The organism is Pseudomonas shiyinii (genome assembly GCF_056725765.1).
Genome location: NZ_CM161522.1, coordinates 2,446,940 through 2,473,351, shown reverse-complemented (window position 1 = coordinate 2,473,351; position 26,412 = coordinate 2,446,940). Strand labels below are relative to the sequence as shown.

Below are 26,412 nucleotides of genomic sequence, written 5' to 3'. Positions count from 1 at the left end.
TGCCGACAGGGCAGAGGGAAAGTTGCACAAGTGCGTGAGCGGGCCACGCACATGTGTGGGGCGTCGATATTATTCAGGCATCGACCAGGGTTGCAGATCATAACCTTTTTCGCAAAGTTCGGCACGCACTTCCTCGATCAAGCTGGCCCATTGCGCAGGGTCGGAATAGATACGCGAAGATACTTGCTTGCTGCCGATACGCGTGCTGGTCCGGTCGATCACTGCCAGGCTCAGCTCACCAGTACCATTGGGTGCATCCCAGGCTACGCACTGGAAGGGTTCGAAGGCGTGGTCGGCGATCAGCAGTGCTTCGTTGACACGGAGCGGGGCGTTCATGGTTCGGTCTCTCTATGGTCCCAAACAGCGAAGTGATGTCCGCGTTGCTTGATATCCAGAGATGCGCAGCGCGGGGTTATTCGTACTGATGCTCCAAGTTGGGGTTGAAGTCACACAGCCATTAAAAAATTTTTCAAAGGGTGCGCGATAAGTAGCGCAACCTGTGCGCCTGTGACGCCCGAAACTTCCAAAGATTCCCAGATGACCGGTAGGTGACCACCATTGGCGGACAAACGGTCGTGGGGTGGTCGAGGTTCATTGCTACTGTTAATTCGGACGTTGCAACTTACTGTTTCTACTTAAAAAACCACTTTCTGGCGCCAAGGAACAGTCATGCCCGAACCGACCGCTCAACGCCGCCTGCTGATCGTCGACCCGTGCGACGATTGCCACCGTCTACTACCGGGCCTGCGCAGCGTCGGTTGGGATGTCCACAGCTGTACCCTGGCCTCGGCCCTGGAACAGCCGTGCGATGTCGGCCTGCTGCGCCTGCAGCCTTCGCACCTGCGCCATCCCGAGGCGGTCAAGGACCTCATCACCCGCAGCAACACCGAATGGATCGCTGTGCTCAGCGCCGAAGAGCTGCGTACGCAGAACATCGGTGATTTCGTTTGCGAGTGGTTTTTCGATTTTCATACCTTGCCGTTCGACGTATCGCGGGTCCAGGTCACCCTCGGACGGGCCTTTGGCATGGCGCGTCTGCGTGGCAAGGGTTCGGTGCGGGTCGACGAGCCTGAGCACGAACTGCTCGGCGACAGCCGGCCTATCCGCGAACTGCGCCGGCTGCTTGGCAAACTGGCGCCCACCGAGTCGCCAGTGCTGATCCGGGGAGAGAGTGGTACGGGCAAGGAGCTGGTGGCCCGTACTCTGCATCGCCAGTCGCAACGTAGCGACAAACCGTTCATTGCCATCAATTGCGGCGCCATCCCCGAGCACCTGATCCAGTCGGAACTGTTCGGCCATGAAAAAGGCGCCTTTACCGGTGCCCACCAGCGCAAGGTAGGGCGTATCGAGGCGGCCAACGGCGGTACGCTGTTTCTCGACGAGATCGGCGACCTGCCTTTGGAGCTGCAGGCCAACCTGCTGCGGTTCCTGCAGGAAAAACACATCGAGCGGGTCGGCGGGGACCAACCTATCCCCGTGGACGTCCGGGTACTGGCCGCAACCCATGTGGACCTGGAGAAGGCGATCCTCCAGGGGCGCTTTCGAGAAGACCTCTACTACCGGCTGAATGTGTTGCAGGTGGTCACCGCGCCACTGCGTGACCGGCATGGCGACCTGTCGATGCTGGCCAGCCATTTCGCCCAGTTCTACAGCGTGGAGACCGGCAGGCGCCCACGCTCGTTCAGTGACCATGCCTTGGCGGTCATGGGTCGCCACGACTGGCCCGGAAACGTTCGCGAGCTGGCCAACCGGGTACGGCGCGGCCTGGTGCTGGCCGAAGGGCGGCAGATCGAGGCGCAGGACCTGGGGCTACAGGGTACCGAGCAGGAAGATCAGCCCCTGGGCACCCTGGAGGACTACAAGCACCGCGCTGAACGCCAGGCGCTGTGCGATGTGCTCGACCGGCACAGTGACAACCTCAGTATTGCCGCCAAGGTACTCGGCGTGTCCCGGCCCACCTTCTACCGGCTGCTGCACAAGCACCAGATCCGCTGAGGTCAAGAAAACAGCGTGGCCTACATGGCAGCGTTGGGGCTGTCACGGTCAGCGCCCCTGGCACTTGAGGCTGGCCAACAGGCGCGTCAAACCTTGTTCCAGGCCCGTTACCGTCGGTAGGGTGAACTGGCCCAGCAGGCGGCTGTTGTCGGCACGGGAATGACGGATATCGCCCGGGCGCTCGGCATCGTAGCGCAGTTCTGGAGACTTGCCGGTGGCCTGGCTCAAGGCCGCGACCAGGTCGTTGAGGCTGGTGGCGCGGTTGAGCCCTACATTCACAGGCTCCGGGCAGGGCGCCGGGCTTTCCAGGGCCTGGATCAGGACCTGCACCAAGTCGGCGACATAGACGAAGTCGCGGGTCTGCTCGCCATCGCCGAAGATGGTGATCGGGCTGTCGGCGTTCACCCGCTCGCTGAAGATGCTGATGACCCCGGAATAGGGCGAACTTGGGTCCTGGCGTGGGCCGAAGATGTTGAAAAAGCGCAGGATCACCGGCTCCAGCCCGTGCTGGCGCTGGTAGAACCCTAGGCAATGCTCGCTGGCGAGCTTGTCGAAGGCGTAGGGGGTCAACGGCATCTTGGGGGTGTCTTCATGGATGGCACTGCCCTGGCCGTTGCTGCCGTAGATGGCCGCGCTGGAGGCGAACACCACCCGCTTGATCGCTCGCTCACGCATTGCCTCGCACAGGTTCAAGGTACCGATGAAATTGCTTTGGTGGGTGCGCAGTGGGTCGTCCACCGACGCCTGCACCGATGCCACGGCGGCCAAGTGGACCACCGCCGTGCAGTTCTTCAGGGTCTGGGCCACCGTCTCGGCATCGGCGACATCGCCGATGATCACGCTCAGGCGTGGATTGTCGACGGGCAGGTTGCTCAGCTTGCCCGTCGACAGGTCGTCCAGTACCCGCACGCAGTAACCCTTTTCCAACAGGGCTTCGACCAGGTGCGAGCCGATGAAGCCGGCGCCGCCGGTAACCAGGATTTTCTCGGAAGGCATTGATGCGTACTCCACGATTGGATGAGACCCGCCGGGTCAATCGAAGCCCAGGGCGCGCTTCCAGTTGGTGGGGAAGCGTACATGCAAGGGCAACTGGTCGATGCGCCAGCGCGCCGACAGTGGCTGGTCGAAGCGCGCCGCCACCTGCAGGCCCATCTCGCTGGCGGCGAACGGGCCGCGCAGCACCACTGGCGTGCGGCCGGCGCTGTCCACGGCCTGCACCACATGGGCATCGAGCCAGTTGCCGTCCGGCATACGGACCTGCAGCGGCTGGCCGACGCCGGCGTAGCTGATGTTGTGAGGCTCCAGGTAGATCCACAGCAGCGGATCGCCGACGCGCTCCAGGCGCATCAGCAACGTGCCCGGGCCGACATTTTCACCCGGCGTAACCAGTACCTCGGCAATACGCCCAGGCTCGGGGGCGACCAGCGACAGCGCCTGCAAACGGGTCTGCAGCCATTGCCGTTCGGCGTTCTGCTCGATCAGCTGGCGATCGAATTCGCGCGGTTGGCGGGTCAGCTGTTCGCGGCGCTCGAAGGCTGCCAGCTCGGCCTGGCGCCGGTCCTGTTCCGCCTGCGCGGCCATCAGTTCGCCGCGGGTGGCCGCGCCTTGGGCGAGCAGGGCAGACAGTTCTTGTACCCGCTGGCCGGCACGCCCGGCGCTGGCACGCAGCGACTGCCTTTCGCGGCTCACCCATTCGGAGTCGGTGGCAGTCGGCATCTCGGTGGGCATGGCGGCCAGTTGTTGCAGGCGTACGCGCCATTCCGGGTTGTCCAGGTTCACCAGCAACTGGCCGGGCTGGACCTGCTCGCCGGCCGTTACATGCAACCGCTCGACCCTGCCGGCATCACGGGCGCGCACTTCCTCGATGGGCAGGCGCAATTGCGCCGGAGCATCGATCAGCACCAGGCTGAACAAGAGCTTGCCCAGCAACCACAGCAGCGGGCTGGCGACCAGGAACAGGATCAGGTACCAACGCAGGCGAAACGCCATGCGCTTGCCCGGTGCGTAGAGCACCTTCAAGCCATGGTCATGGGTCGGGTTCAGTTCCTTGGGGCTGTCAAAGCGAATGTTCATGGGCCGTTCACCGTTTGGGATAGTCAGCCCAGGCTTGCCAGTCGATCCCGGCGATGCCCTGGGGGGATAAGTGTTTGCGCCACGTAGCGACCTGTTGTTGCAAATGCGCCGGCGGCTGCCCGGCCCAGCTCTCGCTCTTGAGCAACTGCGGTTCGACGCTCTGGGCCAGGCGGAAGCGCAGGTCGGGCCAACGCTTGGCGATGGCGTTGGCCCGCTGGATGCCACGCTCGCTGTTGCTGGTGTAGATCATCACGCTCACCTGGCGTACGCCGAGGCCGGGCAACGCACAGGGCACGCAGGTCTTGGCGGGCGGGTCGGGTTCGAACCAGCGTGGGTGGCTGGCGATTTCCACCGGCCATGGGCTGGCCTGTACGGCGGCCTTGAGCGTGTCCAACCAATCGCGCAGGCGCTGCTCGGGCACCGGCCAGCCGAGCTGTTCGACTTCAAGGTCCAGGTGCAGGCTGTCGAAGGCCAGGCCGTCGAGTTTCTTGACCAGTTCGATCAGTTCATGACGCTGGGCCGGTTCAATCCAACTGGGGTCGCCGAGCAGCAGGCTCACCTGAAGACCTTGGCGCGAGGCTTGCGCGAGCAGTTGCTCCAGGGCCTGGCGGGTGGCAGACAGGTTGCGCACCTGCGCTGCATCCAGGCCCAGGTAGATCTTCTGCATGCCGGCCTGCTGCAAGGCTTGCAGTTCGGCAGGGCGACGGCGTGGGTCGAGCAGCGCAGCACTGTTCCAGACATAGGTGCCCTGGTTCCAGCCGTCAGTGCGTGTGGGCGTGTCGCGCACGGCGGAGATGGGCAGCAGCGGCGGTGCAGCGGCCAGGGTCAGCGGGGCCGCGGTATCATTCAAGGCGGTCCATTGCTGCCGATCGCGCCCCAGCAGTTGATCGGCCTGGGGCGCATCTTCGAGCAACAGGTCGAGGTTGGCCTGGCGCAACCAGGCGGCGTGCCAGGCCGCGATCAGGTCCAGGCCGCTCTGGTAGTAGAGTCGCTGGGCCATCATCTGGCCGTCGAAGCCATCATCGCCACCGCCGATGTTGCGCCGTTTTTCCTCTTCCAGGGCCTGGGCGACGACGCTGCGCTGCTGGCGCCGCTGCTCGAGGGTGAGCTGCCCGGCGCGCTGTGCACGCAGTGCCTTGTTGAGCTCAAGGCCCAGGGTCTGGCGTTCTGCCTCGAGGCGTTCGCTGGCCGCATCATAACGGGCCTGGGCCAGTTGCTTGCGCGCACGGCTGTTGCCAACCACGTCGAAGGGCATGGAGAAGTTCAACGCCACCAACAGGCCGCTGCCGGACTTGTCCGAGCCGCTGCGGTACTCCTTGCTGCCGGCGAGGATCACATCCGAGTCGATGGCGTTGTACCAAGGGCTGTCACGCTGGGCGTCGGCCTGGGCGAGCAGGTTCTGCTTCTCGCTGATACGGGGATGGCGGCCCAGCACGGCTTGCCAGCGATCGAGCGGCTCCGGTGCCAGGGCCAGGGGTTCGGCCGCCGCCTGGGCGCCCTCGGGTACCGGTTGGCCGCTGAGCAGGGCAAGGTCGGCGCGTATGTCCGCCTCCAGCTGGGGTAACCCATCGCAACGCTGGGTCATGGCCTGCCATTCACTCAGGCGCAGTTGTGCCTGGGAGTCGCGCAGCCAGCCTTTTTCACGGCGCATACGGATCTTGCCCGCGGCATCCGAGGCACCGGCCTTGAGCGATCGGCACAGCGCAAGCTCCTGTTGCGCCCGCCACCAGTCGGCATAGGCGCTGCGCAATGCCAGACGCCGGCTGGAACGCTCAAGGGCCTGGCGCATCTGCTGGCGTTGTTGCTCGTACTGGTTGTTCTCCAGCAGCTCGAGCTGACGGTTGAGGCTGCCAAGCAGGGGGTGGCGCACCCCCAGGTTGAGGTTACGCCCATAGTAGTCGTCGCGGATGTCTTCGGTGACCAGCTCTTCGAAGCGGCCGACGCTGGCGCCGGCGAACACCTGCCAGCCGGCGCGGTCTTCGTGCAGCTTGGCTTCGGCCTGCAAGGCGCGTAGGTCGGCCGCGCCTGCCCGGGTCAGGGGGTTGTCCTGCTGCCTGTCGAGCAGTTCCTGCAGGGTCAAGAGCTGCCCTTGGGCCAGACCGCTGGTCATGGACAACGTCAATACCAGGAGAAATGAACGCATCTAGAACCTCGTGGCTTTCTTGAGGACCCACCAAGGCGCCATGCTGCTTTCCTCATGGCCGCGACGGAAAATTTCATTGAGCATGGCCACCGCACTCCAGCAGCGCATGACCAGCATGAACAACGGGAATACCGGCACCAGCACGGCCAGGCGTGCATCCTGGCGTGTCCGGTCGGACACCATCAGCAGCATCACCAGGAACAGCACCAAGGTGATCGACAGGTACAGCAGGTAGATCAATGCCGCGAGCACGCACAGGGTGGTGGCCGGCAGCACGAACACGGCCAGCAGCAGGTAGCCGAGGATGATGAACGGCAGTACCAGCTGGAAGAAGAAGCCGCTGAGCAGGATCATGATGAAGGTCGGCCAGCCCAGCAGCGACGGGTTGATGTTGTGGTTGTGCTTGCGCACATAGAGGAAGAACAGGTCGCCGTCCCAGCGCAGGCGCTGCATGAGGAATTGGCGGAAGGTCACGGGCGCGTCGGTATGTCCGATGGCCTGAGGCTCGAAGGGAATGCGCAGGTCGTGGCGGGCGAAGTAGCTCTTGATTCGCAGGGTCAGGTCCAGGTCTTCTGCGGTGTGGGTGTTCCAGCCGCCGATCTTGACCAGGAAGCTGCGCCTGAACGCGCCGAAGGCACCGGACACGTTGTTGACCAGGTTCCATTCTGCCAGGCCGATCTTGGACATGTGAATCGACAGCAAGTATTCCAGCGCCTGCATCGCCGTCGACACCGACGCCCAGGTGTTGCGTACTCGCAGGCTGCCGGCCACCGCCGGTACCGAAGGGTCGGCGAAATGACGGACGATCGAGCTGACCATGTTGTTGTCGAACGAGGTGTCGCCATCGAGGGCCATGACGATTTCGCCACTGGCCAGCGACAGCCCCGCATTGAGCGACGATACGCGCCCGCCGCGCTGCCATTTGGCGATCGGCCGCAGGTGGCGCTTGGGATACAGGTGCGAATCGAGGCGGAAGCTGCGCACGGCCTGCAGCGTCGGCTGGTTGACGGTGGCGCCATCGACCACGGGTATCAACTCGATGTGCCCCGGGTAGGTCTGTTCGCACAAACTGAGCAGGGTCTTCTGTACATCCATCCCTTCGCTGTAGCAGGTGATGATGCACGAGACCCGTGGGCGGTACAGGGACGCCTGGGGCGTGGAGGCGTGGCGGCGCACGAACCAGCGCAGTACGCCCAGCAACACCAGCAGGGTCAGGGGCAGTTCCAGCATCAGGAAGTAGGGAAACAGCATCAGGAACACGCGGCTCAGGCCATCGGGCCCGGTCAGCGGGTACAACGCGTTGTACAGCTGCTCGAAAAACGGCGGCATGGCGCTCTCCTCATGCCAGCCCGCTGGCCACGCGGGCCAGCAGCAGTTCGGCATTCTCGTCGCCATGAAGGTCCTGGGGAGCGGTCAGGCTGGAGATGCGCAGGCTGATGCTGCTCACCTCGGGGTCGCTGAACAGCTCCGCGACTTGACCCAGGCGCCGCTTGACCGTCTCCAGCCCATCTGCACCGGTATGGGGCAGCAAGACCCAGAGAATTTCCTCCGTGCCACGCGAGCAGCGGTCGGTTTCGCGCAGCGCTTCCTGCAGGCGTGCCACCAGGCTGTCGATGAAGGCGTGCCCGCGGTGTTCGCCCAGGCGCAGGAGCGTCTGGCCGAGGTTGATGAAGCGCAAGCCCAGTACCGAGAAGGTCGAAGTGTCATAGCGCCGCACGATCTGCAATTGCCAGCTCAGCAGGTCGTGGAAGGCGTGTCCGCCCAGCAGGTTCAGCCGGTTGAAGTGGCTGATGTCGCCGCTCACGCTGTCCAGCCCCTGGCGGCAGCGCAGGCGACCGGCCTCGGTCAGCCTGTAGTGGCGTATCTCACGGACGCGCAAGCGCTCCGGTGCATGGGCCTGGCCACAATCCATGCAGCGTGCTTGCACGGTGGCGTCGACGAAGAACGCCTTGCAGCTGCGGCAGCAGTAGTTTTCCAGGGGGCGATCGTAATCGCTGCCAATGTGGCGCAGCTGCTTGAGGCAGTTGGGGCACAGCAGCATCGCGTTCTTCAGAAACGCATCCTGGGGCGCCACGTGGCCGCAGGTGAAGCAGTGCAGCGCCGGTTGCCGGGAAATGTCCAGGTCCTGGCATTCGGGGCAGACGTCGACGAAATTCAAACGCCCGCTGCCGCATTCGCCACACAGGCGGATGCGGTCGAGCATGTCGCCTTCCTCGAGCCAGTCTTGCTGCGCCATCAGGCTCAGCCAGGCAAAGCTGTTGACATGCTCTTCACCGGCCAGGGCCTCGAGCAGCGGGTAGCGGTAGTGCTGGGCGACATGCGGGTCGCGCACGGCGAGGATCTGCGCACTGGCGCGCATCCACAGCCAGGCCAGTATACGGCCCTCGAAGCGATCGGCAGCCAGCGATGACTCGAAGCGGGCAAAGCGCGACTGCCACAATTGCCAGCGCATGGACAATTCGTTCTGGTCCGCAGGCACCGGCCCATCGCTCAGCGCGTGGCAGCCATCGTCCAGGTCGCGGCAACAGTAGATCAGGTGGAAACGGTAGGGGCTGTCGTTGCGTAAAGCATGCAGGGAGCGGTTGGCAACCGCGGCGGGCTGGTCGATCAACAGCACATCGAATAAAGGCGCGGCCAGCAGGTTGTCCAGGTCGGCGAAGCAGTCCAGTGTCGCGCCCCCATGGCTCGACACCAGCCCGCCCAGTACCGCGATACGAGGAGTCGGGTTCGGCATGTCGTATTTCCTTGTAGGTCCAAAGAACAACGTGCAGCCAGAAACCCGGCGACTATAGAGTGAGCGTCAAAAACCTGCTAATAATTTTTAGTGCTTAGCAAATATGACGTTAATTTGACTTTCCTGGCGAGCAGTAGGCTCACGGCTGAGACACGGTGGTTCAGCGATTTAGCGTGAATACTTAGGAAACGTGGTGAGAAAAGCCCTTTTTCGCTAGAAAAATGACGGCATCAAAACACACCCTTGTGCGCACACCTGGGCAGGTTTCTTTCTTTCTGCAACGGCACAGGGCATCGCGAGGCAGAGGCCTTGCGTTGCCTGGGTACGTCACGCCAGTGCCTCGGTACGACGTGTTGGGGTTGCAACCGGCAAACGGATTGAAATGGCCCTGATCAGACCGTTATAAGGACGCTTCCATCCCTTTTGGAACCCTACCCATGACCGTTGAATTTCGTCCGGCGCGCCGCTCGGATGCCCGTGATATCGCTCGGCTGTTCCAGATCACTTCCGAAGGGGTGGCCGATTACATCTGGAGCCAGCTGGCCGAGCCAGGGCAGGCGTTACTGGATGTCGGTGCCATCCGTTATGCCCGGGACGATGTGGATTTTTCGTACCAGAACTGCCTGATCGCCGAAGCACAAGGGCGGGTGATCGGCATGATGCACAGCTATGCGATGTATCACGACCCGGAAGCCGAGCCTGTGACCGACCCAGTGCTGGCACCCTACGCCGACATGGAAGTACCGGACACGCTTTACATTTCCAGCTTGGCGCTGCATGACGGTTGGCGTAACCAGGGCCTGGGCGCGCGCTTTCTCGAACTCGCCCAGGCACGTGCTGACCAACTGGGGCTCAAAGGCCTGAGCCTGATCGACTATGCCGAGAACACCGGGGCACGGCGCTTCTATGAGCGCAAGGGCTTCGGCATCGTCAAGACCTGCCGGATCGCGCCACATCCGATGGTTCGAGTGTCGGGGGACGCCTACCTGATGTATCGGCCCAGCGCCGGTGCCGTGCAGGCCTGACATCGACCCTGGTATTCGATGCCGGCCACCGGGTTCGCAACGGGCCCGGCGGCCGGAACGGTATCACCAGTTGTGCGTATAGCTGGCCGTCAGCACGGTCCCGGGTGCCGGCAGGTGGCTGGTGTTGTTGTTATTGCGCAGCAATTGGCTGTAGAGCGGGTAGTAGTCACGATTGAACAGGTTCTGGATGCCGATGCTCACCTGGTCATCGGGGGTTAGCCGATACTGGCTCACCAGGTCCACTGTCGTGTAGGTGCTGACCTGATGGCGGCCGAAGCTGTCGACACCATCGAGGCGATAGTCCTTGGAATCGAAGAACGTGGCCTGGAGCCGGTTGTTCCATTCGAAGGTCGGCTTGTACTGGATGTAGGCGGTCAGCTTCAACGGCGGCACGCGATAACCGGTCATGTCCTGCCAGCCCTTGCCGTCCGGCTTCTCGCGCCCTTGCATCCAGGTCGCGCTACCGCCTGCGCCCCACACTTCGTCATCGGCGAGCCAGTCTGCACTGGCTTCGACGCCGTACACACGCTCTTTGGTCCGGGTGAGAATCAGGCCGTTGTTGAAGCTTTGTACATCGCCCAGCTTGGAGGTGGTGTAGAACAGCGCCAGGGTACCCAGGGTGTTGCTGCCCAGCTCGCCGCGCCAGCCAAGCTCGTAGTTGTTGGTCTTGACCGGCTCCAGGTTCGAAGCGCCGAGGTCGAAACCACGGCGCGCATTGCGCAGCTGGATACCGATGTCAGGCAACTGGAAGCCCTGGCTGAAGGAGGCGTAGAGCTCCTGGCCGGCGACCGGCGAATAGACGATGCCGATGTTCGACAGCAGCGCATCGTAGTCGATGTCGCCGCCCTTGACCGTGGCCGGCGAAGCCGCCTTGGATTCGGACAATGGCACGAAGTCATCGAACTTGGCCGTGGAATACTCGTAGCGCAGGCCGCCGTCGATCGACCAATGTTCGTTGAAACGGTGTTGCAGCTGGGCGAACGCGCCAGCGCTTCGGGTTTTGAGCGGCGGCATGTAGGTAAGCTTGCCGGTCTTGTCGAACACCAGGCCGCCACTGGCGTCGTAGGCGTCCGGGTCGAACACGTCCAGCGGCATGTCGCTGCGTTCCTGGTTGTAATCGCCGCCCCACACCAGTTCGGTGTTGCCGCTCTCGCCAAGCGGGGTGCGCAGGGTCAGGCGGCTGCCGAACACTTCGCTGTTCTGCATCACCTGGTCGACATTGCCGCCACGGGTTGCGACGGCGCGGGCGTCGAAGGGGGTGAAGCGGGTGAAGTAGTCCCGGTAGTACAGCTGGGCGGAGAGCCGGCTGCCGAGAATGTCCAGGTTCTCGTACTCAAGGTTCACCAAGGTGTTGCGAATGCGGTTCTGCTCGTCCAGGTCCAGGCCTTTGATCGCATTGGCCGGGACCGAACCTGGCGGGAGCTTGGCAACGCTCGGGTCGGTGGCGTAGTCGGTGTCCTGGCGTGCGTCGTAGTGGCTGACTGCGAGCTGGACCCGTTGGTCCTCGTCGATGTGCAGCCCGAGTTTGCCCCCTATGTTGTAGATGTTCGAGTCGAACAGGTCGCCCTGGCTGGGTTCGGGCGCGATGCGGTCGCCGTTCGCATCGTACGAGGCGCCGACGTGGCGGGTACCGAAATCGAACGCGTAGTCCACCGCCCCCTGGGAGCCTGCAACGTACTGCTGGAACTGGCCGCCCAGCCCGTCGCTGCCCAGGCGGGTCAAGGGCGAGGTGGCGCTCAGGCTGGTTTCGGCCCGGAACTCGCCACCAGCGGGGCGGGTGGTGATGGAAATGATGCCGCCGGTGGCGCCGCTGCCATAGATGGCGCTGCTGCCGCGAATGACTTCGACCCGCTCGATCAGGGCAGGGTCGATATTGGCCAGGTTGCGCGAGGAGTCGCGGTTGGTATTGAGGGGCACGCCATCGACCATGATCAGCATGCTGCGCCCGCGCAGGGTCTGGCCGTATTCGGTGATCGTGCGGCTGGAGTCGGACATGCCCGGGACCACCTTGGCCAGCACCGTGGCCAGGCTGTCGGAACCCTGGCGCAGCTCCTGCAACTGGGCGTGGTCGATGACGGTGGACTGGCGGGTGGCCGAGACCAGGTCGCTGCTGGTGCGTGAGGCGGTGATTTCCATTTGCGCCATTTCCAGGGGTTGGCTCGGCGCGGTCGCGGCGGCTTCCTGGGGCGCGCTGGACGGAAGGATGATGAAGGTATGTTCGTCTTTGGCTTGCGCTTGCAGGCCGCTGTCCTGAAGCAACTTCTGCAGGGCTTCCTCCGGCGTGAACCGGCCTTTGATCGCAGGGGCCTGGCGGCCTGCACCCAGGTCGCCGGCAAAGATGATCTGCACCGAGGACTGGTGGGCGAGGGTGTTGATGGCCTGGCCGAGCGGGGCGGCGGGCAAGTCCACATCAACCTTTTCCCGACCCTGGGCCGACATCGCGATGAGCAGGCTGCTGGCCAGCAACGACAGGCGTAGGGAGCGATTCTTGAAAGAAGAATGCACGTCTGGAATTCCTTTGTAGGTTGGCTTTTTCCAAATAGCCGCCCTGGGAATCGCGAAACCCTACCTGCTTCTGAGAATTATTTTCTTGTCGTTTTGCGTTGGACCTGGACGGTGCCATCCGTTTGGCGCAGGACGGCAACGGGGAGGATGCTCGGCAGCAGGTCGAGCAGTCGATCGACCTTGTGCGCGTCGAAGACGCCCGTCACCTTGAGCGCGGCCAGGCTTGGGTCACCCATCTCGATGGGCGCCTTGCGATAGTGGCGCAACACCGCGATTGCCTCGTCCAGGGGCGTCTGCTCGAACACGATGCGGTCATCCTTCCAGGCCATGGCGGTGGCGGCATCGACCTTGGCGACCGGCGTCAACTGCCCGGCGATCGAATCGACCTGTTGTCCCGGCATCAAGAGGGCCGGAGCGTGCGCTGCGTTTGCCGGCACGACTTCGACGCGCCCGCGGGCCAAGGTCACTCGCACGTTGTCGTTATCCAGGCGCCGGACATTGAACAAGGTGCCGAGCACTTCGATCCGCGTGGCGCCGGCTGATACCACGAAAGGGCGGTACACGGCTGCAGCGACATCGAACAGCGCCTGGCCAGCCTGCAGGTCGACCTGGCGGCTGAGCATGCGCCAACGCACCTCGACATCGCTGGCGCTGTCGAGCAGCAGCGTGCTGCCATCGTCCAGGACCACGGTGCGTCGCTCGCCGATGGCGGTAGCGAAGCGCTCGGTCTTGTACGCTGGGTTCAGCCAGGCCAGGGCTCCACTGGCGATCACGATCGCCAGGGCGATGCCGGCAACCTTGGCCGACCTGCGCCGCCTGGGTTCGCAAGCCGGCAGTGGAAACAGGGTTTTCAACGTTTCCCGATGACGCCCCAGGGCTTCGTCTACAGGCGCTTGCCCGGTCTTGTGCGAAGGGGGGCGGGTCATGGTCGAGCCTCGCCACGGCCAAGCCGCGCCCTGCAGGCCACCATCCCCAGGCGCAGGTGCTTTTCGACGGTCTTGATGGAGACCCCAAGGCGGGTGGCAACTTCCGCCTGGGGAATTTCGTGGATCTTGTGCATGACGAATACGGCCTGGCAACGCGGGGGAAGGGCGGCGATGGCGTCGACGAGCTGTTGAAACTCGTGCTCGGCCTCATGGCGGCCCACGGGTGTCGCGGCCATGCAGGCGACCTCGGGAAGCTCCGCAACAGCCTCCACCCACACGGCCCGGCGACGTTCGCTTCGATAGCGATTGATCGCCGTATCGTGGGAAATTTTTCGCAACAGGGCAAGAGGCGTGCGTACGTCCTCCTTGTCATCGCGCTCGAGCAATTGCACGCACACATCATGCACCACGTCGCGCGCCGTGTTTCGGTCGCCGAAGCGACGGCGAACGTGGTCCACAAGCTCGTCGTAGTGGCGTACCAGGGTGGACAACAGCGTTGGTTTGGCGGGATCGAGCGACACGAATGCACCCAGGAAAGGAGCTTGGCTTCGGGGAGGTGGCTGAGTGTAAATGAGAAATAATTGCGAATAAACACCCGCTATCCGCGGATGCATGTCAGGCCGAGACCGCCGGTAGGAGGGAACCGGAGGTGCAAGGGTGTGTCAATACAATGACTATATTTGATTGTTGTATATTATTTGTTCGTTTTTGTGGCGGAAAATTGACCTTGCAGGTATAGTCACCCGGCTTCTGCCGACAGGATCGTTTGTTTGACTGACAGGGATTTATCAGTATGCCGAACTCCACCCCTCGCATTGCGGTGTCCACTGGACTGATATCAAGCCATGGTGGCACGACATCGAACCGCCTTGCCGCCGTCGTTGCTACCGCAACTCCCTCCTTGTATGCCTCGCGCAGCGCAGGACGCTGCCACCAAGGTTCGCCCGGTGTCTTGACCGGTGCGGGCGCTGCGTTGCGCCCGTCGACGGGCCGATGCCGGCCGGCATGGGCAAGCTGAAGACCAAGCCCTGAAACAAAGGCAACGCTTACGCCAACACGCCCGAGCGTGACCGACGGCGGCGCTTGCCTGCGATTCATGCCTTGATATCCGACCCGGTCGGCCTTGCCGCAGAGGTCTTCATCTATACGTTGACCCGAACATTTCTTATGCGAAGTTTTGATGATGTTCCAACTGTGCCGGCTTTCTGGCGGGCACGTTCGCGGGCCCTTTCAGGCGGTGCGTGCGCTACCTGGGTCGCCGGGTTGCTGTTGTGCACCCCCTGGGCCCAGGCACAGGACGGCTATGACGCCCTGGTGATCAAAGCGCGGGCCGGCGATCATGCGCCGGCCCTGGATTACCTGGCGCGCCAGCCGGTGACGCCGCGCTATCTCAATGACCATGTCGCCATCGCCAGCTGGGCCGGTCGCGATCAGGAAGTGGTGCAGGTCTACGAGGCCAACCGGGGCAAAGGCATGTTGAGCGTCGACTCGCAGGCCCTTGTGGCCCGCGCCTACCGCAACCTGAAACGCTGGAACGAGGCCTTGGCGGTGTACCGCCAAGGATTGGCCCAGGCGCCACGACACAGTGGCTTGCGGGTGGGGGAGGTGATGACCCTGGCCGATGCCGGGCAGAACGACCAGGCCCTGCGCCGCGGGCAGGCGCTGGTGCGCGCGCTGCCTGGGGAGGCCGACGCGCACATTGCCCTGGCTTACGCCCATACCCGTGCGGGCCAGCCCTATGCGGCGCTGTCCGAGCTGGACAAGGCGAACAGCCTGGCCCCGGGGAAGGGGTACGTACGCAGTGAGTACATGCGTGGCCTGGAGGGGGCCAACCTGCCCGAGGCGGCGCTGCGCGAGGGCATGGCGCAGCCTGGGCTGGTCGACGACGCCCAAGCCCGACGCCTGCAAGCCGATGCCTTGGCGCGCCAGGTGCGCTTTGCCCTGCTTCCGGTACGTCGCGAGGCCGATCGGTTCGTGATCGCCGATCGTGCCATCGCGCGCTCGGACACCTTGCTGGAAGCATGGAAGGCGTTGCCGGGCGCCGAGCAGGAGCGCAACCGCGTGCGCATCGACCGCCTGGGCGCGTTGTACGCACGCATGCGGATGCAACAGGTGGTGCAGGAACACCAGCAACTGCGCCAGGCGCAGGTCGAGCTGCCGGCCTACGCCGAACGCTGGGTCGCCGGCGCCTACCTGTACCTGCGTCAGCCCGCCGCTGCGGCTGAGCTGTACCGCAAGGTACTGACCGGCGAGTCGCCGAAGGACCTGGAATGGACGGAAGACAACCAAGGGTTGTTCTATGCCCTGGTGGAAAGCGAGCAGCTCGAGCCTGTCCAGCCGATGACCGAACACTTGGTCGCGCAGCAGCCGGTGCTGACCTACCCGCAGGGCGCCGCCGTCGGCGTGCCCAACCCGGACCGCCTGGACGCGAAGGTGATGCAGGCCAATGCCTACCTGTACCGTGACCAGCTGGAGCAGGCGCAGCAGGCCTTCGAGGCGCTGACCCATGCGGCGCCGGCGAATGGCGGGCTCAATACCGGGCTGGCCAGTGTCTACTTGGCGCGTGGTTGGCCGCGCCGGGCCGAGGATGTGCTCAAGAGCGCCGAATCCCTCGGCCCGCGAGAAGCCGCGCTGGAGGTGCAGCAGGGGCTTACCGCCTTGGCGCTTCAGGAGTGGCGACAGGCCGACCTGCTGGCCGATGACGTCATCCAGCGTTTCCCCGAACAACTGCCAGCGCAGCGCCTGGACAAGCTGCGCAAGGTGCACCACATGTTCGAGCTGCAGGTGAGCGCCTATGCCGGGCGCAGCAACGGTGGCGGTGACGCGGTCGGCAACCGCGACTTCGGCATCGACAGCGTGCTCTACAGTCCACCGATGGACGACAACTGGCGCGTCTTCGCTGGTGTCGGCTACGCCACCGGTGACTTTCTCGAGGGCACCGGCCATTACCGCTACCAGCGCGCGGGGCTGGAGTGGCGTGACCGTGGCAACACGGTCGAAGGCGAGCTCTCGCACAACGCCTATGGCGATGGCGACAAGCCTGGCGCGCGCCTTTCCGGCAGCCACGAGATCGACGATCACTGGCAGTACGGCTGGAGTGCCGAATACCTGTCGCGCGAAACCCCTTTGCGCGCGCTCAACAGTGGCATCCGCTCCAACGCCGGCAGTGCCTGGCTGGCCTGGCGTCAGGATGAGACCCGCGAGGCGAGGCTCGCCTTCACCCCACAGCGCTTCAGCGACGGCAACCAGCGCATAGGCCTGGTACTGACCGGCCGGCAGCAGGTCTACAACCAGCCCTACCTGAAAGCCGATATCGGCCTGGAAGTGGGCGCCAGCCACAACAGCAAGTCGGACGACGTTCCGTACTACAACCCCAAGCGCGACCTCAGCGTGCTGCCGACCCTGGATATCGACCACATCCTCTATCGGCATTACCAGACCGTCTGGAGCCAGCAGGCGCAGGTCGGCGTCGGCACCTACAGCCAGCAGGGGCATGGCACCAAGCCGATTGCCCTGGTCGGCTATGGGCAGCGCCTGAAGTTCGACGACCGCTTCGATGGCGGCGTGAACCTCACGGCCATGAGCCGCCCCTACGACGGCGATCGCGAAATGGACTACCGCCTGATGCTCGACATCAACTACCGCTTCTGAGGATCTTTGGACATGAATGTCTTGTTTCGCATTCTCTGCCTGGCCGCGCTGTTGACCGGCTGCGCCGCCGAAGCGCCGCCCTTCGTTGCACCCAAGGAGCGCCCGGTGGCCATCAGCGAGTCGCCTTGGCCGTCCGGTCGCCTGTTGACCCTGGCCTACCACGATGTGGATGACATCGACAGCAACCAGGCCTACATCACCACCCGTACCGCTCACCTGATCGACCAGTTGGCATGGCTGCGCGAGCAAGGTTTCCAGGCCGTCTCCGTCGATCAGATCATCGCCGCTCGTGAAGGCCGCGCGCCATTGCCGGACAAGCCGCTGTTGCTCAGTTTCGATGATGGCTACAGCAGCTTCCATAGCCGCGTGCTGCCGATACTCAAGGCCTATGGATGGCCGGCGATCATGGCGCCGGTGGGTGTCTGGCTCAAGACTGCGCCGAACCGGGCGGTGGACTTTGGCGGCTTGCCCACCCCGCGCGAGCGTTTCCTGACGGTGGAGCAGGTGCGTGAGTTGGCGCAGTCGAACCTGGTGGAGATCGGCGCACACACCTACGCGTCGCACCTTGGCCTGCTGGCCAACCCCCAGGGCAATACGCTTCCGGCGGTGGCCAACCGCCTGTACCTGGCCAAGGAGCAGCGCTACGAGACCGACGCCGAGCTACACCAGCGCCTGGACACGGACGTCGCTGCCATCAGCGCCACGCTCAAGGCCATCACTGGCAAGGCCCCGCGCGTGTGGGTCTGGCCCTACGGTGCCGCCGGCGGCACTACCCTGCAGATCGTGGGCGAGCATGGCTATGGCCTGGCGCTGACGCTCGACGACGGCCTTGGTAGCGTGGACGACCTGATGAGCGTGCCGCGCTACCTGGTCAATGGCGACCCGGAGATGCGCACCTTCGCCGCCGACATCAACAGCGTGCAGGAGCAAGGCCCGCTGCGCGTTGCCCATGTCGACCTGGACTATGTCTACGACCCTGACCCTGCGCGCACCGACGCCAATGTCGGCACACTGGTGCAGCGGATCGCCGACCTGGGCGTCAACACCGTGTTCCTGCAGGCCTTCGCCGACCCGAAGGGCGACGGTAACATCCACGCCCTGTACTTCCCCAACCGGCACCTGCCGATGCGTGCGGACCTGTTCAACCGTGTCGCCTGGCAACTGCGCACCCGGGCAGGTGCCAGCGTCTATGCATGGATGCCGGTCCTGGCCTTCGAACTGGACGACGCCTTGCCGCGGGTGCAGGCCTGGGACCCGCAGACCGGCAGCGTGGCGGTCGCCCCGGATCAATACCGGCGTTTGTCGCCGTTCGATCCGCGGGTGCGCCAGCAGATCGGCGAGATCTACGAAGACCTGGCCAAGCACGCCAGCTTCCAGGGCATCCTGTTCCATGACGATGCGGTGCTGTCGGACTTCGAGGATGCCAGCCCCGGCGCCCTGGCGGCCTATCGCCAGGCCGGCTTGCCGGGCGACCTGCATGCATTGCGCGGCGACGAACAGACCCTGCAGCGCTGGACACGCTACAAGAGCCGCTACCTGATCGACCTGACCCGCGAGCTGGCGGCCAAGGTCCGGGCGATCCGTGGGCCACAGGTGCTGACGGCGCGCAACATCTTCGCCCAGCCGATTCTCGACCCGCAGGCCGAAACCTGGTTCGCGCAGAACCTCGACGACTTCCTCGCCACCTACGACTGGACGGCGCCGATGGCCATGCCACTGATGGAAGGGGAGACGCTGGAAGCATCGAACGCCTGGCTTGACCGGTTGGTGCAGCAGGTGGCCAAGCGCCCGGGTGCGCTGGAGCGCAGTGTATTCGAACTGCAAGCGCGTGACTGGCGCCCGGGCCATGAGGCACCGATCGAGGCACGGCAATTGGCCGAGTGGGCGAAGCGCCTGCGTTGGAACGGCGTGCGCCACTACGGCTACTACCCGGACGACTTCTTCAACGACCAGCCCGGCCTTGAAACCACACGTGCTGCCTTCTCCTCTTCCTGGTATCCGAAACTATGACCGATCGAATCGTAGCCCTGCTGATCCTGGTGGTGATACTGGGCGCCCCCGTTGGAATGGCGCTGGTCGTCACGGGTGAACTGTTGCTTAACTTCGTGTTTTTCTACCCGCTGTTCATGTCGGCGTTGTGGATGGCCGGCGGCACCTATTTCTGGCTGCACTGGGAGCGCCATTGGCCGTGGCGCCAGGGCGTGCCTGGGCTCAGTGGCAACCCGCTGGTGAGCATTCTCATCCCTTGCTACAACGAAGGCCCGAACGCGCGGGAAACCATCGGCGCGGCCTTGGCGCAGCGCTATGAACATGTAGAGGTGATCGCCATCAATGATGGCTCCAAGGACGATACCCGCGAGGTGCTCGACGCCCTGGCCGTGCAGCATCCGCGCCTGCGGGTGCTGCACCTGGCGCAGAACCAGGGCAAGGCGGTGGCGCTGCGCATGGGCGCCTTGGCGGCGCACAGCGAATACCTGGTGTGCATCGACGGCGACGCACTGCTCGACCCTGACGCCGTCTCCTACCTGGTGGCGCCGCTGATCGACAACCCGCGCGTCGGGGCAGTCACCGGCAACCCCCGCATCCGCACGCGCTCGACGTTGGTCGGGCGCGTCCAGGTCGGCGAGTTTTCCTCGATCATCGGGCTGATCAAGCGCACCCAGCGCGTCTACGGCCGGGTCTTCACCGTTTCCGGCGTGGTCGCGGCGTTCCGTCGTAGCGCGCTCGATCGGGTCGGCTTCTGGAGCCCGGACATGATCACCGAGGACATCGACATCAGCTGGAAGCTGCAGCTCGATCATTGGTCGATCTTCTACGAGCCGCGTGCGCTGTGCTGGATCCTCATGCCCGAGACGCTGCGTGGGCTGTGGAAGCAGCGTTTGCGCTGGGCCCAGGGCGGTGCCGAGGTGCTGCTCAAGAACATCCGGACGATCTGGCGCTGGCGCCTGCGCTACATGTGGCCGCTGCTGATCGAGTTCTGCCTGTCGGCGACCTGGGCCTTCACCTTCGCCCTGACGCTTCTGCTGTGGGGCGTCGGCTATCTGGTCGAGCTGCCGCCAGAATTGCGCGTGGCCGGCATCGTACCGCCAGCCTTCACCGGCATGCTGCTGGCGGTGGTCTGCCTGCTGCAGTTCGCCTTGAGCCTGCTGATCGAGCGACGTTACGAAAAACGCCTGGGCAGGAACCTGTTCTGGGTCATCTGGTACCCCTTCGCCTTCTGGTTGGTGACCCTCATGACCACCTTGGTCAGCTTCCCCAAGGTCATGCTCAAGGTGCGCCAGCAGCGCGCACGCTGGACCAGCCCGGACCGTGGAATCAAAAGGAACCCTACTGCATGACGCTGATCAAGACTTCGCAGCATTGGCTGCATCGGATGATCGACCTGGTGCTCACCCTGGCGGCGTGGGCAGCATTCACCTTTCTGCTGGTGCGTGGCCTGAAGGCCATGGCTGAAGCATCGCGCAGTGGCGCGCAGCAGGACCTGACGGAACAAATGGTACATACCTTCGGCACCCTGATGGTCTATACGCTGTGCGCCGTATTGATCGGCTTGGCGCTGTTCGCCTGGGCCAAGTACAACGAAATGCGCGCCCGGCGTTTCGACCGACGCACACGCGTGTCGGACATCGGCGAGCGGACGCTGATGAGAAGCTTTGGCGTCACCTCTGAAACCTACCGGCGCCTGAGGGCGCAGCAGGTGGTCGTCCTGCACAACGATGAGATCGGCGATCTGGTATGGGTAGAAGACCCTGTTTTCGAGGTGAGCGAGAGATCGAGCATGGTCTGAGAAGGGCGCGGCTCTTCCCGGAACTCGCTGTGCCTGGTCCGCTCCGCGATGGCTGGCTCCGGCCAGCCATTGCCGCAAGCTGCTTTGCAAGGGCACGCGGTAGGCTGTTGCCACACCAGGCACCAAGCAAAGCGGTATTTGTAGCCTACGCTATGCTTTCTCCAGAACTTGCTAGACGAGTTCACTTTCCAGTTTCTTCCATAGAGGATTCAATGCATGAAAGCCCTCACAGCGCTTCTGATTGCTTCATTTCTAAGCTTTGGAGCACAGGCCGACGACACGGCAATGATCAATTGCAACGCCAAGGTCAAGAAGTTGGAAGATACCCATAAGACGGACGGTGCAGCCATTGGCGGAGGGAAGGTCGAGGAGTTCCGGGCATTGCTGAAACAGGCCAAGGACGCCCAGAGTGCAGGTGATATCAAGGGGTGTAATGCCGCGGCTGATCGAGCGCAGACCATCTACAACACAGCCCGAGGAAAGAAGTAGAAGCGCAGGCAGCCTGGGCGACGATGTGTACTGCGTCGCCGCCTTGGTGGCTGCATCCGTCTCAAGCCATCTTGGGCTGACGTTCGGCCCGGTGGGGTTGTCTGTCAGAACGTACCTTCAAGCGGCCATTCGATCACCACATACACCCGATCAAGATCAGGCCCCGCCTGGCTTTCATTGGCTCGATGGCTTACATGCGACAGCGCCACTGACAGGCCTTTGGCAGGTCCGCCCTGCACGATGTAGCGCAGGTCGATATCTCGCTCCCAGTGCTTGCCTCCATCGCCTTGTGCAGGCACGAAGCCTCCAGTATCTGGATCGAACAGGTTGTATGCACCACCACCAGGTGCATGCGTGCCGTCAATACCTTTACCGGTGACGTAGCGCGTCGAGAAGGTCAGGCCCGGTATGCCCGCGGCTGCTGCGTCCCACTGATACCGTGCTTGCCACGATTGCTCCCCCGGGCCGTTGAAGTCGGCAAACTTGATGGAGTTGGCCAGGTAGATGGAGTCGCCGCCGACAAAGTCAAAAGGTGTGCTGCCTTCAATTTTCTGATAACCCAGGCTCAGCGTGTGGCTCGTTATTCTGAGAGATGCCAGGATGCTGTAGGCCAAGGTGTCGATCTTTCCCGCCTTGGCTTGCCCTAGGTCGCGCACTTTGTAGAGGTTGCCATCCACCGAAAGGACATCAGTGCTGGCATTCAGATTCAGGTAGCTCTGTTGCCAGACGTCTTCCAGCTGCCCGCCGAACACGGAGGCGCCCCAGTTGAAGTCCTCGCGCCTGGTCTTGTAGAGCAGGCCCGCCAGGCTGATCGCATTATGTTCAGTCGTAGCGCCGTAGCCTTCGAAGTCCTCATGCGATGAGCTGCCGGCCTGGTTCTTGAATGCGGTGAATCGTCCTGCCTGCAGCTTCCAGTCCGACGACAGTGCACTGTCCAGGAACCAGCCCGTGGCATGTTCCGGTTGCAGGCGCTTGTCGCCCGTATCGAAGACCGGCGTCTCTACCTGCATTTCGCCGTAGCGCACAATGGTACTTCCGACTTTCAGTTTCAGCGCCCCGCCAGCGTCTGAATATTCCGATTCTGCCCGACCATCGCTATCCACCGGCAGTAGACCAACCCCTGCGTGTCCTCGGCCGCCATCCAGCTTTATACCCACGAAGCCGTGAAGGTCGACACCCAGCCCTAGGGTCCCTGGGGTGTAGGCCGAGCTCAGGGAAGCAATGAATCCTTGAGCCCATTCTCGGCGCCTGCCGGGTGCTCCGGGTTGGGTGTTGCGAAGGTCACTGTCGAGCATGAAGTTTCGTGATAGCAATGACCACTCGCCCAAGGGCTCGTTCGCGTGGGTGGGAGCCGCGAACAGGCACAGCCAGGTGCAGGCGAACGTGCGTACGCTGATCATGATGTAGGCCTATATGTCCGCCGAGTAACCGCAACCAAGAGCATGCCAGCGGAGGATCCCGGGTCGCCCATGAAACGGTAGGGCGCGCAGCTTGCTCTGGTTCGTGGTGTTTTCATGCAGGTGACTATCGGCCCTTCAGCCAAGTGGCGAACAGGCGTGTTGCCCACGGCATGAAGATATAGACCACCAACAAGACAATAGTCAGCGTGATCAGCACGTTGCTGGCGACATATCCTCCCAGCCAGGGCCATCGAGTGAATAAAGGCTGCCATAGCAAAGGCACCCCCAAGCTTAGCGGCAGGATGACCAGGAAGGTGACGCATGCCTGTTTCCAACGCGCAGGCACGGTACTTTCTTCAGAGGGGGTGAACCAGAACTCACGGTTGGCATTGGCCTCGGTTCGATCACCATCGATCAGCAGTGGGGTCACTTCGGCAACAAGCGCTCGGCGTTCGTCGGAGTCCAGCCACGCCTGCAGTTGTACGGTCGTGGCGAAACGGATCACCGATGTGAACTGGTGCTGATCACCGTCCCGGTTGCGCATGACGTCGACGCCCAAATGGCCGGGGTATCGCTTCGCTGCGGTGACGGTACGGCGCAGCCATTGCTCGTACGCCTGTTCGGCATCGCGTTTCACGCAATGGCGTACAAGCAAGGTTGCGATGTCGTGTTGAGGAAGGTCGTCGCTCATCGGTCTGCCGCCTACGTAGGGTGTTGTTGGATACGGTAGCTCTGGGGTTGCCGAGTTTCTTGAAGGAATGTGTCAGTTTTGGATGTATGTGCGCTCGGTGTGGAGGCCCTGACGTTGCAAGCGTCGCCAGCCAGCCGGTGGTATGCCGACCTGTTTGAAAAATACACGCGAAAAATGTGCCTGGTCGGTGAAGCCACACTCCAGTCCGATCTGGGCGAGTTTCAAATCAGAATTCGCAATCAGGGCCTTTGCCTTTTCGATACGTAGGTTCATGAGCCATTCGTGGGGCGATTGCCCAGTGCTTTGTTTGAAGGCACGGGTAAAGTAGCTGCGCGACAGCGAGCATTCCTTTGCCAACAACGCTACCGATAGCCCTTCGCAGAGATGGTGGGCCATCAGTTCTTTGGCTCGGCGTAACTGCCAGGGGGAAAGGCCTTTGGTCTTTTCCGTGGCAAGGATGGATTTGCCGTAGCGCTCGTCGAGGTGGGTCAGCAGGGCGAGCATGACGTGGTCGATGAACAGTTCGTTCTTTTCGCTCGGTGTCGTCAATGTCGGCAGCAACGCCTGGGCCAGATGGTAGGCAACGGGGTCGATGGTGCTCTGTACCAAATCAAGCCCTTGAGTCGCTGAACCTCCAGCTTCATAGAATATCGACTGGATCGTAGCGCGCGGCAGTATGAACTTGAGGTTGTCGTAGGCGGCCCGATGCTGGCAGCGGATTTCGTCTCCGAGATCTACCACCGAGATACTCTGGCGGGTGTGCCCGCCGACATAGGCGAGCTCCTGGCCGCGCCACAAGCGATGCGCGGCGAAGTCCTTGAGTTGGACAATGACCGAATATGCGTCGGCGCATGGAATATTGACCTGGAGGTCGGGATCAGGATGGTCTTCGCGGCTTCGGATGATGGAATAGTTTCCCGTCCTGGCGCTTTTGGGTGTGCCGCCGGCAAAAACGGGGTGCTTGGGGGGCAGGGTAAAGCGCATCAAGGTGCTCCTTCATGGTGTACACGCTGGCCAGGCAGTGCTAGGGCGCTTTGTATCTTTTGGCTTCGTCTTCGAGTGCTTTCGAATACACCAGAATAGTATTGAGATCGGTCAAGGCGATGAATAGAATGAATGGCATTTCATCTATTCTATTTTTTAATGAAGAATCTTCCTGACCTGGAGGCCTGGGCGATATTTGCCCAGGTGGCCAAAAGCGGTTCATTTGCTGGCGCAGCGCAGGCGCTAGGTATCTCGCAGCCCACAGTGTCCAAGGCCATCGGGCGATTGGAACAGCGTTTGGGCATTGCCCTCTTGCACCGCACGTCTCGTTCTCTGGGGTTGACAGGGGCTGGCATGCAGATGTGGGAACGGGCTCAGTATCTGCTCGAGGAGGGGCGAGCGATCGAGGCCGAGGCGACGCTTCAAGCCAGCACTCCCAGCGGCACGATACGGTTGGCGGCGCCCATGTCGTTTGGTCTTAAGTACCTCGCTCCGCTGCTGCCTGTCTTTCGCCACCAGTACCCACAGATCGAACTCGAGCTGTCTCTGGACGATCGTGTCGTCGATCTGTTGGCTGGCCGGTATGACATGGCATTGCGCATTGCGGAATTGCCAGACTCCTCATTGCGGTCACGCAGGCTCTTTGCCGTGCGTCGTCTGCTGGTGGCAAGCCCACAGTACTTGGCGCGTCACGGTCGTCCGGCTCATCCCAAGGAGCTGGAGCAGCACCAGTGCCTCATCTATACCAACCTGCCCACACCTGAGCGTTGGCGGTTCTGGCATTCGACGCTTGGCGAAGTCACTGTGCCGGTGCATGGGGGCGTACGTGCCAATAGCGCTGACGTTTTGCAGCCTGCCTTGTTGGCTGGGCAAGGGTTGGCACTGCAACCAGAATTCCTGGTGTGGGAGGCCTTGCAAAAGGGGGAGCTGGTAGCGGTGCTGGATGATTGGCATTTTGCGGACATCGCCATTCAGCTGGTCACGCCGCCGAGTGGTCTTCGCCCTGCGCGTGTGAGCCTGCTGCTGGAGTTCCTGGCATCCAACCTGACTCGGGCACCTTGGTTGAAAGAGGACGCTTTGCACTGAGCCTGCGTTGATTTGTTCAGAGCACAAACGTGCAAATTGGGACCATCCATGCAAGACGCTCCTGGTCCGGCTGACACACAGTTGGTGCTCGACAACACAACCAGAGGCTATCTCTCATGGCTATTGCAAAAGCTGCGCCTGGCAAAACCCTGCTCGATCCTAGCAACCATACCTTGATCATGATCGACCATCAGTCGCAGATGTCCTTCGCCACCAAGTCGATCGACGCGGTGTCGTTGCGCAACAACGCGGCTCTGGTATCCAAGGCGGCCAAAGAGTTCCAGGTTTCCACCATCCTCACCACCGTGGCGGAAAAAAGCTTCTCTGGCCCCATTTTCGACGAAATCCGCTCGGTCTTCCCGGATCATCAGGTGATCGACCGTACCACCATGAACACCTGGGAGGACGAGCGCATTGCCGTTGAGGTCAACAAGATCGGCAAGCAGAAGATCGTCCTGGCTGGTCTGTGGACGTCGGTGTGTATCGTTGGCCCGGCACTTTCGGCACTGGATCAGGGCTTCGAAGTCTATGTCATCGCCGACGCCTGCGGTGATGTATCCCACGAAGCCCACCAGCACGCCATGGAGCGCATGATCCAGCTCGGTGCCCGCCCCATGACGTCGTTGCAATACCTGCTCGAGCTGCAGCGTGACTGGGCACGTGGCGAGACCTACAACGAGACCGTGCAAACCTCCATTGCCCACGGTGGTGCTTATGGTCTGGGGCTGATCTACGCGAAGACGATGTTCAACGCCTCCGAAGGTCATTGATCCCAAGGCCCACCGAGGGTCCCGCAAGCCTTGGTGGGCTGCTTTTGCGCGAGGGCAGACTCTGCCAGTTCCTTGTACGGCGTGTCGGACAAAATGAGCGTTCACACAAGGGCGGCTAATCTGCATTGTTGACGCCGACTTATGTCGGCTTTG

The 26,412-nt window shown here is 62.8% G+C and carries 21 protein-coding genes; 9 read left to right on the top strand and 12 right to left on the bottom strand.

Annotated elements, in window-relative coordinates; all coding sequences use genetic code 11:
- Window positions 1-69: 69 nt before the first annotated feature.
- Entirely contained in the window at window positions 70-336 is a 267-nt protein-coding gene (locus ACXHGZ_RS11245; protein WP_084858069.1) for a hypothetical protein, read from the bottom strand.
- Between the two features lie 333 nt (window positions 337-669).
- On the opposite strand from ACXHGZ_RS11245, the gene ACXHGZ_RS11240 reads away from it, so the two are divergent.
- Entirely contained in the window at window positions 670-1,995 is a 1,326-nt protein-coding gene (locus ACXHGZ_RS11240; protein WP_084858068.1) for a sigma-54 dependent transcriptional regulator, read from the top strand.
- Between the two features lie 48 nt (window positions 1,996-2,043).
- Here the strand turns inward: ACXHGZ_RS11240 and ACXHGZ_RS11235 are convergent, their stop codons facing one another.
- From ACXHGZ_RS11235 to ACXHGZ_RS11215, 5 genes are read right to left on the bottom strand one after another with little or no spacing between them, the layout of a single operon-like run.
- The gene (locus tag ACXHGZ_RS11235) at window positions 2,044-2,991 is read right to left on the bottom strand and encodes an NAD-dependent epimerase/dehydratase family protein (protein WP_480463879.1); all 948 of its coding nucleotides are present in this window, start codon (window positions 2,989-2,991) and stop codon (window positions 2,044-2,046) included.
- Between the two features lie 36 nt (window positions 2,992-3,027).
- On the bottom strand, window positions 3,028-4,068 hold the full coding sequence (locus ACXHGZ_RS11230) for an HlyD family secretion protein (RefSeq protein ID WP_480463878.1): 1,041 nt from the start codon (window positions 4,066-4,068) through the stop codon (window positions 3,028-3,030).
- A 7-nt stretch (window positions 4,069-4,075) separates the two neighbouring features.
- Complete coding sequence (locus ACXHGZ_RS11225; protein WP_480463877.1) at window positions 4,076-6,211, bottom strand: TolC family protein; 2,136 nt, start codon at window positions 6,209-6,211, stop codon at window positions 4,076-4,078.
- Window positions 6,212-7,540 (bottom strand): glycosyltransferase family 2 protein, encoded by a 1,329-nt coding sequence (locus tag ACXHGZ_RS11220; protein ID WP_480463875.1) that lies wholly within the window; start codon window positions 7,538-7,540, stop codon window positions 6,212-6,214.
- Window positions 7,541-7,550: 10 nt separating this feature from the next.
- The gene (locus ACXHGZ_RS11215) at window positions 7,551-8,945 is read right to left on the bottom strand and encodes a TackOD1 domain-containing metal-binding protein (RefSeq protein WP_480463873.1); all 1,395 of its coding nucleotides are present in this window, start codon (window positions 8,943-8,945) and stop codon (window positions 7,551-7,553) included.
- A gap of 437 nt (window positions 8,946-9,382) precedes the next feature.
- On the opposite strand from ACXHGZ_RS11215, the gene ACXHGZ_RS11210 reads away from it, so the two are divergent.
- Window positions 9,383-9,970 carry a GNAT family N-acetyltransferase gene (locus tag ACXHGZ_RS11210; protein WP_084858063.1) on the top strand — a complete coding sequence of 196 codons (588 nt, stop codon included), beginning with the start codon at window positions 9,383-9,385 and terminating at the stop codon, window positions 9,968-9,970.
- 63 nt (window positions 9,971-10,033) lie between these two features.
- Here ACXHGZ_RS11210 and ACXHGZ_RS11205 read toward each other — a convergent pair whose 3' ends face one another.
- The 3 genes from ACXHGZ_RS11205 to ACXHGZ_RS11195 form a co-directional block, all read right to left on the bottom strand.
- Window positions 10,034-12,409 carry a TonB-dependent receptor gene (locus tag ACXHGZ_RS11205; protein ID WP_480464037.1) on the bottom strand — a complete coding sequence of 792 codons (2,376 nt, stop codon included), beginning with the start codon at window positions 12,407-12,409 and terminating at the stop codon, window positions 10,034-10,036.
- 143 nt (window positions 12,410-12,552) lie between these two features.
- Complete coding sequence (locus ACXHGZ_RS11200; protein ID WP_480463870.1) at window positions 12,553-13,401, bottom strand: FecR family protein; 849 nt, start codon at window positions 13,399-13,401, stop codon at window positions 12,553-12,555.
- On the bottom strand, window positions 13,398-13,922 hold the full coding sequence (locus ACXHGZ_RS11195) for an RNA polymerase sigma factor (protein WP_480463868.1): 525 nt from the start codon (window positions 13,920-13,922) through the stop codon (window positions 13,398-13,400). Before ACXHGZ_RS11195 ends, ACXHGZ_RS11200 begins: the two co-directional genes overlap by 4 nt.
- Before the next feature lie 742 nt (window positions 13,923-14,664).
- On the opposite strand from ACXHGZ_RS11195, the gene pgaA reads away from it, so the two are divergent.
- The 5 genes from pgaA (at window position 14,665) to ACXHGZ_RS11170 (ending at window position 21,328) form a co-directional block, all read left to right on the top strand.
- Window positions 14,665-17,052, top strand: coding sequence for a poly-beta-1,6 N-acetyl-D-glucosamine export porin PgaA (gene pgaA, locus ACXHGZ_RS11190; protein WP_480463866.1), 2,388 nt, complete (start codon window positions 14,665-14,667; stop codon window positions 17,050-17,052).
- A 12-nt stretch (window positions 17,053-17,064) separates the two neighbouring features.
- The gene (gene pgaB, locus ACXHGZ_RS11185; protein ID WP_480463864.1) at window positions 17,065-19,062 is read left to right on the top strand and encodes a poly-beta-1,6-N-acetyl-D-glucosamine N-deacetylase PgaB; all 1,998 of its coding nucleotides are present in this window, start codon (window positions 17,065-17,067) and stop codon (window positions 19,060-19,062) included.
- Complete coding sequence (gene pgaC, locus ACXHGZ_RS11180; RefSeq protein WP_480463862.1) at window positions 19,059-20,390, top strand: poly-beta-1,6-N-acetyl-D-glucosamine synthase; 1,332 nt, start codon at window positions 19,059-19,061, stop codon at window positions 20,388-20,390. Before pgaB ends, pgaC begins: the two co-directional genes overlap by 4 nt.
- On the top strand, window positions 20,387-20,839 hold the full coding sequence (gene pgaD / locus ACXHGZ_RS11175) for a poly-beta-1,6-N-acetyl-D-glucosamine biosynthesis protein PgaD (protein WP_480463860.1): 453 nt from the start codon (window positions 20,387-20,389) through the stop codon (window positions 20,837-20,839). Before pgaC ends, pgaD begins: the two co-directional genes overlap by 4 nt.
- Window positions 20,840-21,055: 216 nt before the next feature.
- A complete protein-coding gene (locus ACXHGZ_RS11170; protein WP_480463858.1) occupies window positions 21,056-21,328 on the top strand; it encodes a PA2433 domain-containing protein in 273 nt (90 codons plus the stop codon).
- A 104-nt stretch (window positions 21,329-21,432) separates the two neighbouring features.
- Here the strand turns inward: ACXHGZ_RS11170 and ACXHGZ_RS11165 are convergent, their stop codons facing one another.
- From ACXHGZ_RS11165 to ACXHGZ_RS11155, 3 genes are all read right to left on the bottom strand, one after another.
- Window positions 21,433-22,728 carry an OprD family outer membrane porin gene (locus ACXHGZ_RS11165; RefSeq protein ID WP_480463856.1) on the bottom strand — a complete coding sequence of 432 codons (1,296 nt, stop codon included), beginning with the start codon at window positions 22,726-22,728 and terminating at the stop codon, window positions 21,433-21,435.
- A 124-nt stretch (window positions 22,729-22,852) separates the two neighbouring features.
- Window positions 22,853-23,419, bottom strand: a complete 567-nt coding sequence (locus ACXHGZ_RS11160; protein WP_480463855.1) for an antibiotic biosynthesis monooxygenase — start codon at window positions 23,417-23,419, stop codon at window positions 22,853-22,855.
- Window positions 23,420-23,491: 72 nt separating this feature from the next.
- The gene (locus ACXHGZ_RS11155) at window positions 23,492-24,403 is read right to left on the bottom strand and encodes a helix-turn-helix domain-containing protein (protein WP_480463853.1); all 912 of its coding nucleotides are present in this window, start codon (window positions 24,401-24,403) and stop codon (window positions 23,492-23,494) included.
- Window positions 24,404-24,535: 132 nt separating this feature from the next.
- Between ACXHGZ_RS11155 and ACXHGZ_RS11150 the strand changes: the two genes are divergently transcribed.
- Window positions 24,536-25,489, top strand: coding sequence for a LysR family transcriptional regulator (locus ACXHGZ_RS11150; RefSeq protein ID WP_480463852.1), 954 nt, complete (start codon window positions 24,536-24,538; stop codon window positions 25,487-25,489).
- 116 nt (window positions 25,490-25,605) lie between these two features.
- Window positions 25,606-26,259 carry a hydrolase gene (locus tag ACXHGZ_RS11145; protein ID WP_480463850.1) on the top strand — a complete coding sequence of 218 codons (654 nt, stop codon included), beginning with the start codon at window positions 25,606-25,608 and terminating at the stop codon, window positions 26,257-26,259.
- Window positions 26,260-26,412 lie beyond the last annotated feature (153 nt).

What these genes read in the sequence shown, in the direction of transcription:
- ACXHGZ_RS11245 (WP_084858069.1), bottom strand. Translation starts at nt 336, where the DNA reads ATGAACGCCCCGCTCCGTGTCAACGAAGCACTGCTGATCGCCGACCAC.
- ACXHGZ_RS11240 (WP_084858068.1), top strand. Translation starts at nt 670, where the DNA reads ATGCCCGAACCGACCGCTCAACGCCGCCTGCTGATCGTCGACCCGTGC.
- ACXHGZ_RS11235 (WP_480463879.1), bottom strand. Translation starts at nt 2,991, where the DNA reads ATGCCTTCCGAGAAAATCCTGGTTACCGGCGGCGCCGGCTTCATCGGC.
- ACXHGZ_RS11230 (WP_480463878.1), bottom strand. Translation starts at nt 4,068, where the DNA reads ATGAACATTCGCTTTGACAGCCCCAAGGAACTGAACCCGACCCATGAC.
- ACXHGZ_RS11225 (WP_480463877.1), bottom strand. Translation starts at nt 6,211, where the DNA reads ATGCGTTCATTTCTCCTGGTATTGACGTTGTCCATGACCAGCGGTCTG.
- ACXHGZ_RS11220 (WP_480463875.1), bottom strand. Translation starts at nt 7,540, where the DNA reads ATGCCGCCGTTTTTCGAGCAGCTGTACAACGCGTTGTACCCGCTGACC.
- ACXHGZ_RS11215 (WP_480463873.1), bottom strand. Translation starts at nt 8,945, where the DNA reads ATGCCGAACCCGACTCCTCGTATCGCGGTACTGGGCGGGCTGGTGTCG.
- ACXHGZ_RS11210 (WP_084858063.1), top strand. Translation starts at nt 9,383, where the DNA reads ATGACCGTTGAATTTCGTCCGGCGCGCCGCTCGGATGCCCGTGATATC.
- ACXHGZ_RS11205 (WP_480464037.1), bottom strand. Translation starts at nt 12,409, where the DNA reads ATGTCGGCCCAGGGTCGGGAAAAGGTTGATGTGGACTTGCCCGCCGCC.
- ACXHGZ_RS11200 (WP_480463870.1), bottom strand. Translation starts at nt 13,401, where the DNA reads ATGACCCGCCCCCCTTCGCACAAGACCGGGCAAGCGCCTGTAGACGAA.
- pgaB (WP_480463864.1), top strand. Translation starts at nt 17,065, where the DNA reads ATGAATGTCTTGTTTCGCATTCTCTGCCTGGCCGCGCTGTTGACCGGC.
- pgaC (WP_480463862.1), top strand. Translation starts at nt 19,059, where the DNA reads ATGACCGATCGAATCGTAGCCCTGCTGATCCTGGTGGTGATACTGGGC.
- pgaD (WP_480463860.1), top strand. Translation starts at nt 20,387, where the DNA reads ATGACGCTGATCAAGACTTCGCAGCATTGGCTGCATCGGATGATCGAC.
- ACXHGZ_RS11170 (WP_480463858.1), top strand. Translation starts at nt 21,056, where the DNA reads ATGAAAGCCCTCACAGCGCTTCTGATTGCTTCATTTCTAAGCTTTGGA.
- ACXHGZ_RS11165 (WP_480463856.1), bottom strand. Translation starts at nt 22,728, where the DNA reads ATGATCAGCGTACGCACGTTCGCCTGCACCTGGCTGTGCCTGTTCGCG.
- ACXHGZ_RS11160 (WP_480463855.1), bottom strand. Translation starts at nt 23,419, where the DNA reads ATGAGCGACGACCTTCCTCAACACGACATCGCAACCTTGCTTGTACGC.
- ACXHGZ_RS11155 (WP_480463853.1), bottom strand. Translation starts at nt 24,403, where the DNA reads ATGCGCTTTACCCTGCCCCCCAAGCACCCCGTTTTTGCCGGCGGCACA.
- ACXHGZ_RS11150 (WP_480463852.1), top strand. Translation starts at nt 24,536, where the DNA reads ATGGCATTTCATCTATTCTATTTTTTAATGAAGAATCTTCCTGACCTG.
- ACXHGZ_RS11145 (WP_480463850.1), top strand. Translation starts at nt 25,606, where the DNA reads ATGGCTATTGCAAAAGCTGCGCCTGGCAAAACCCTGCTCGATCCTAGC.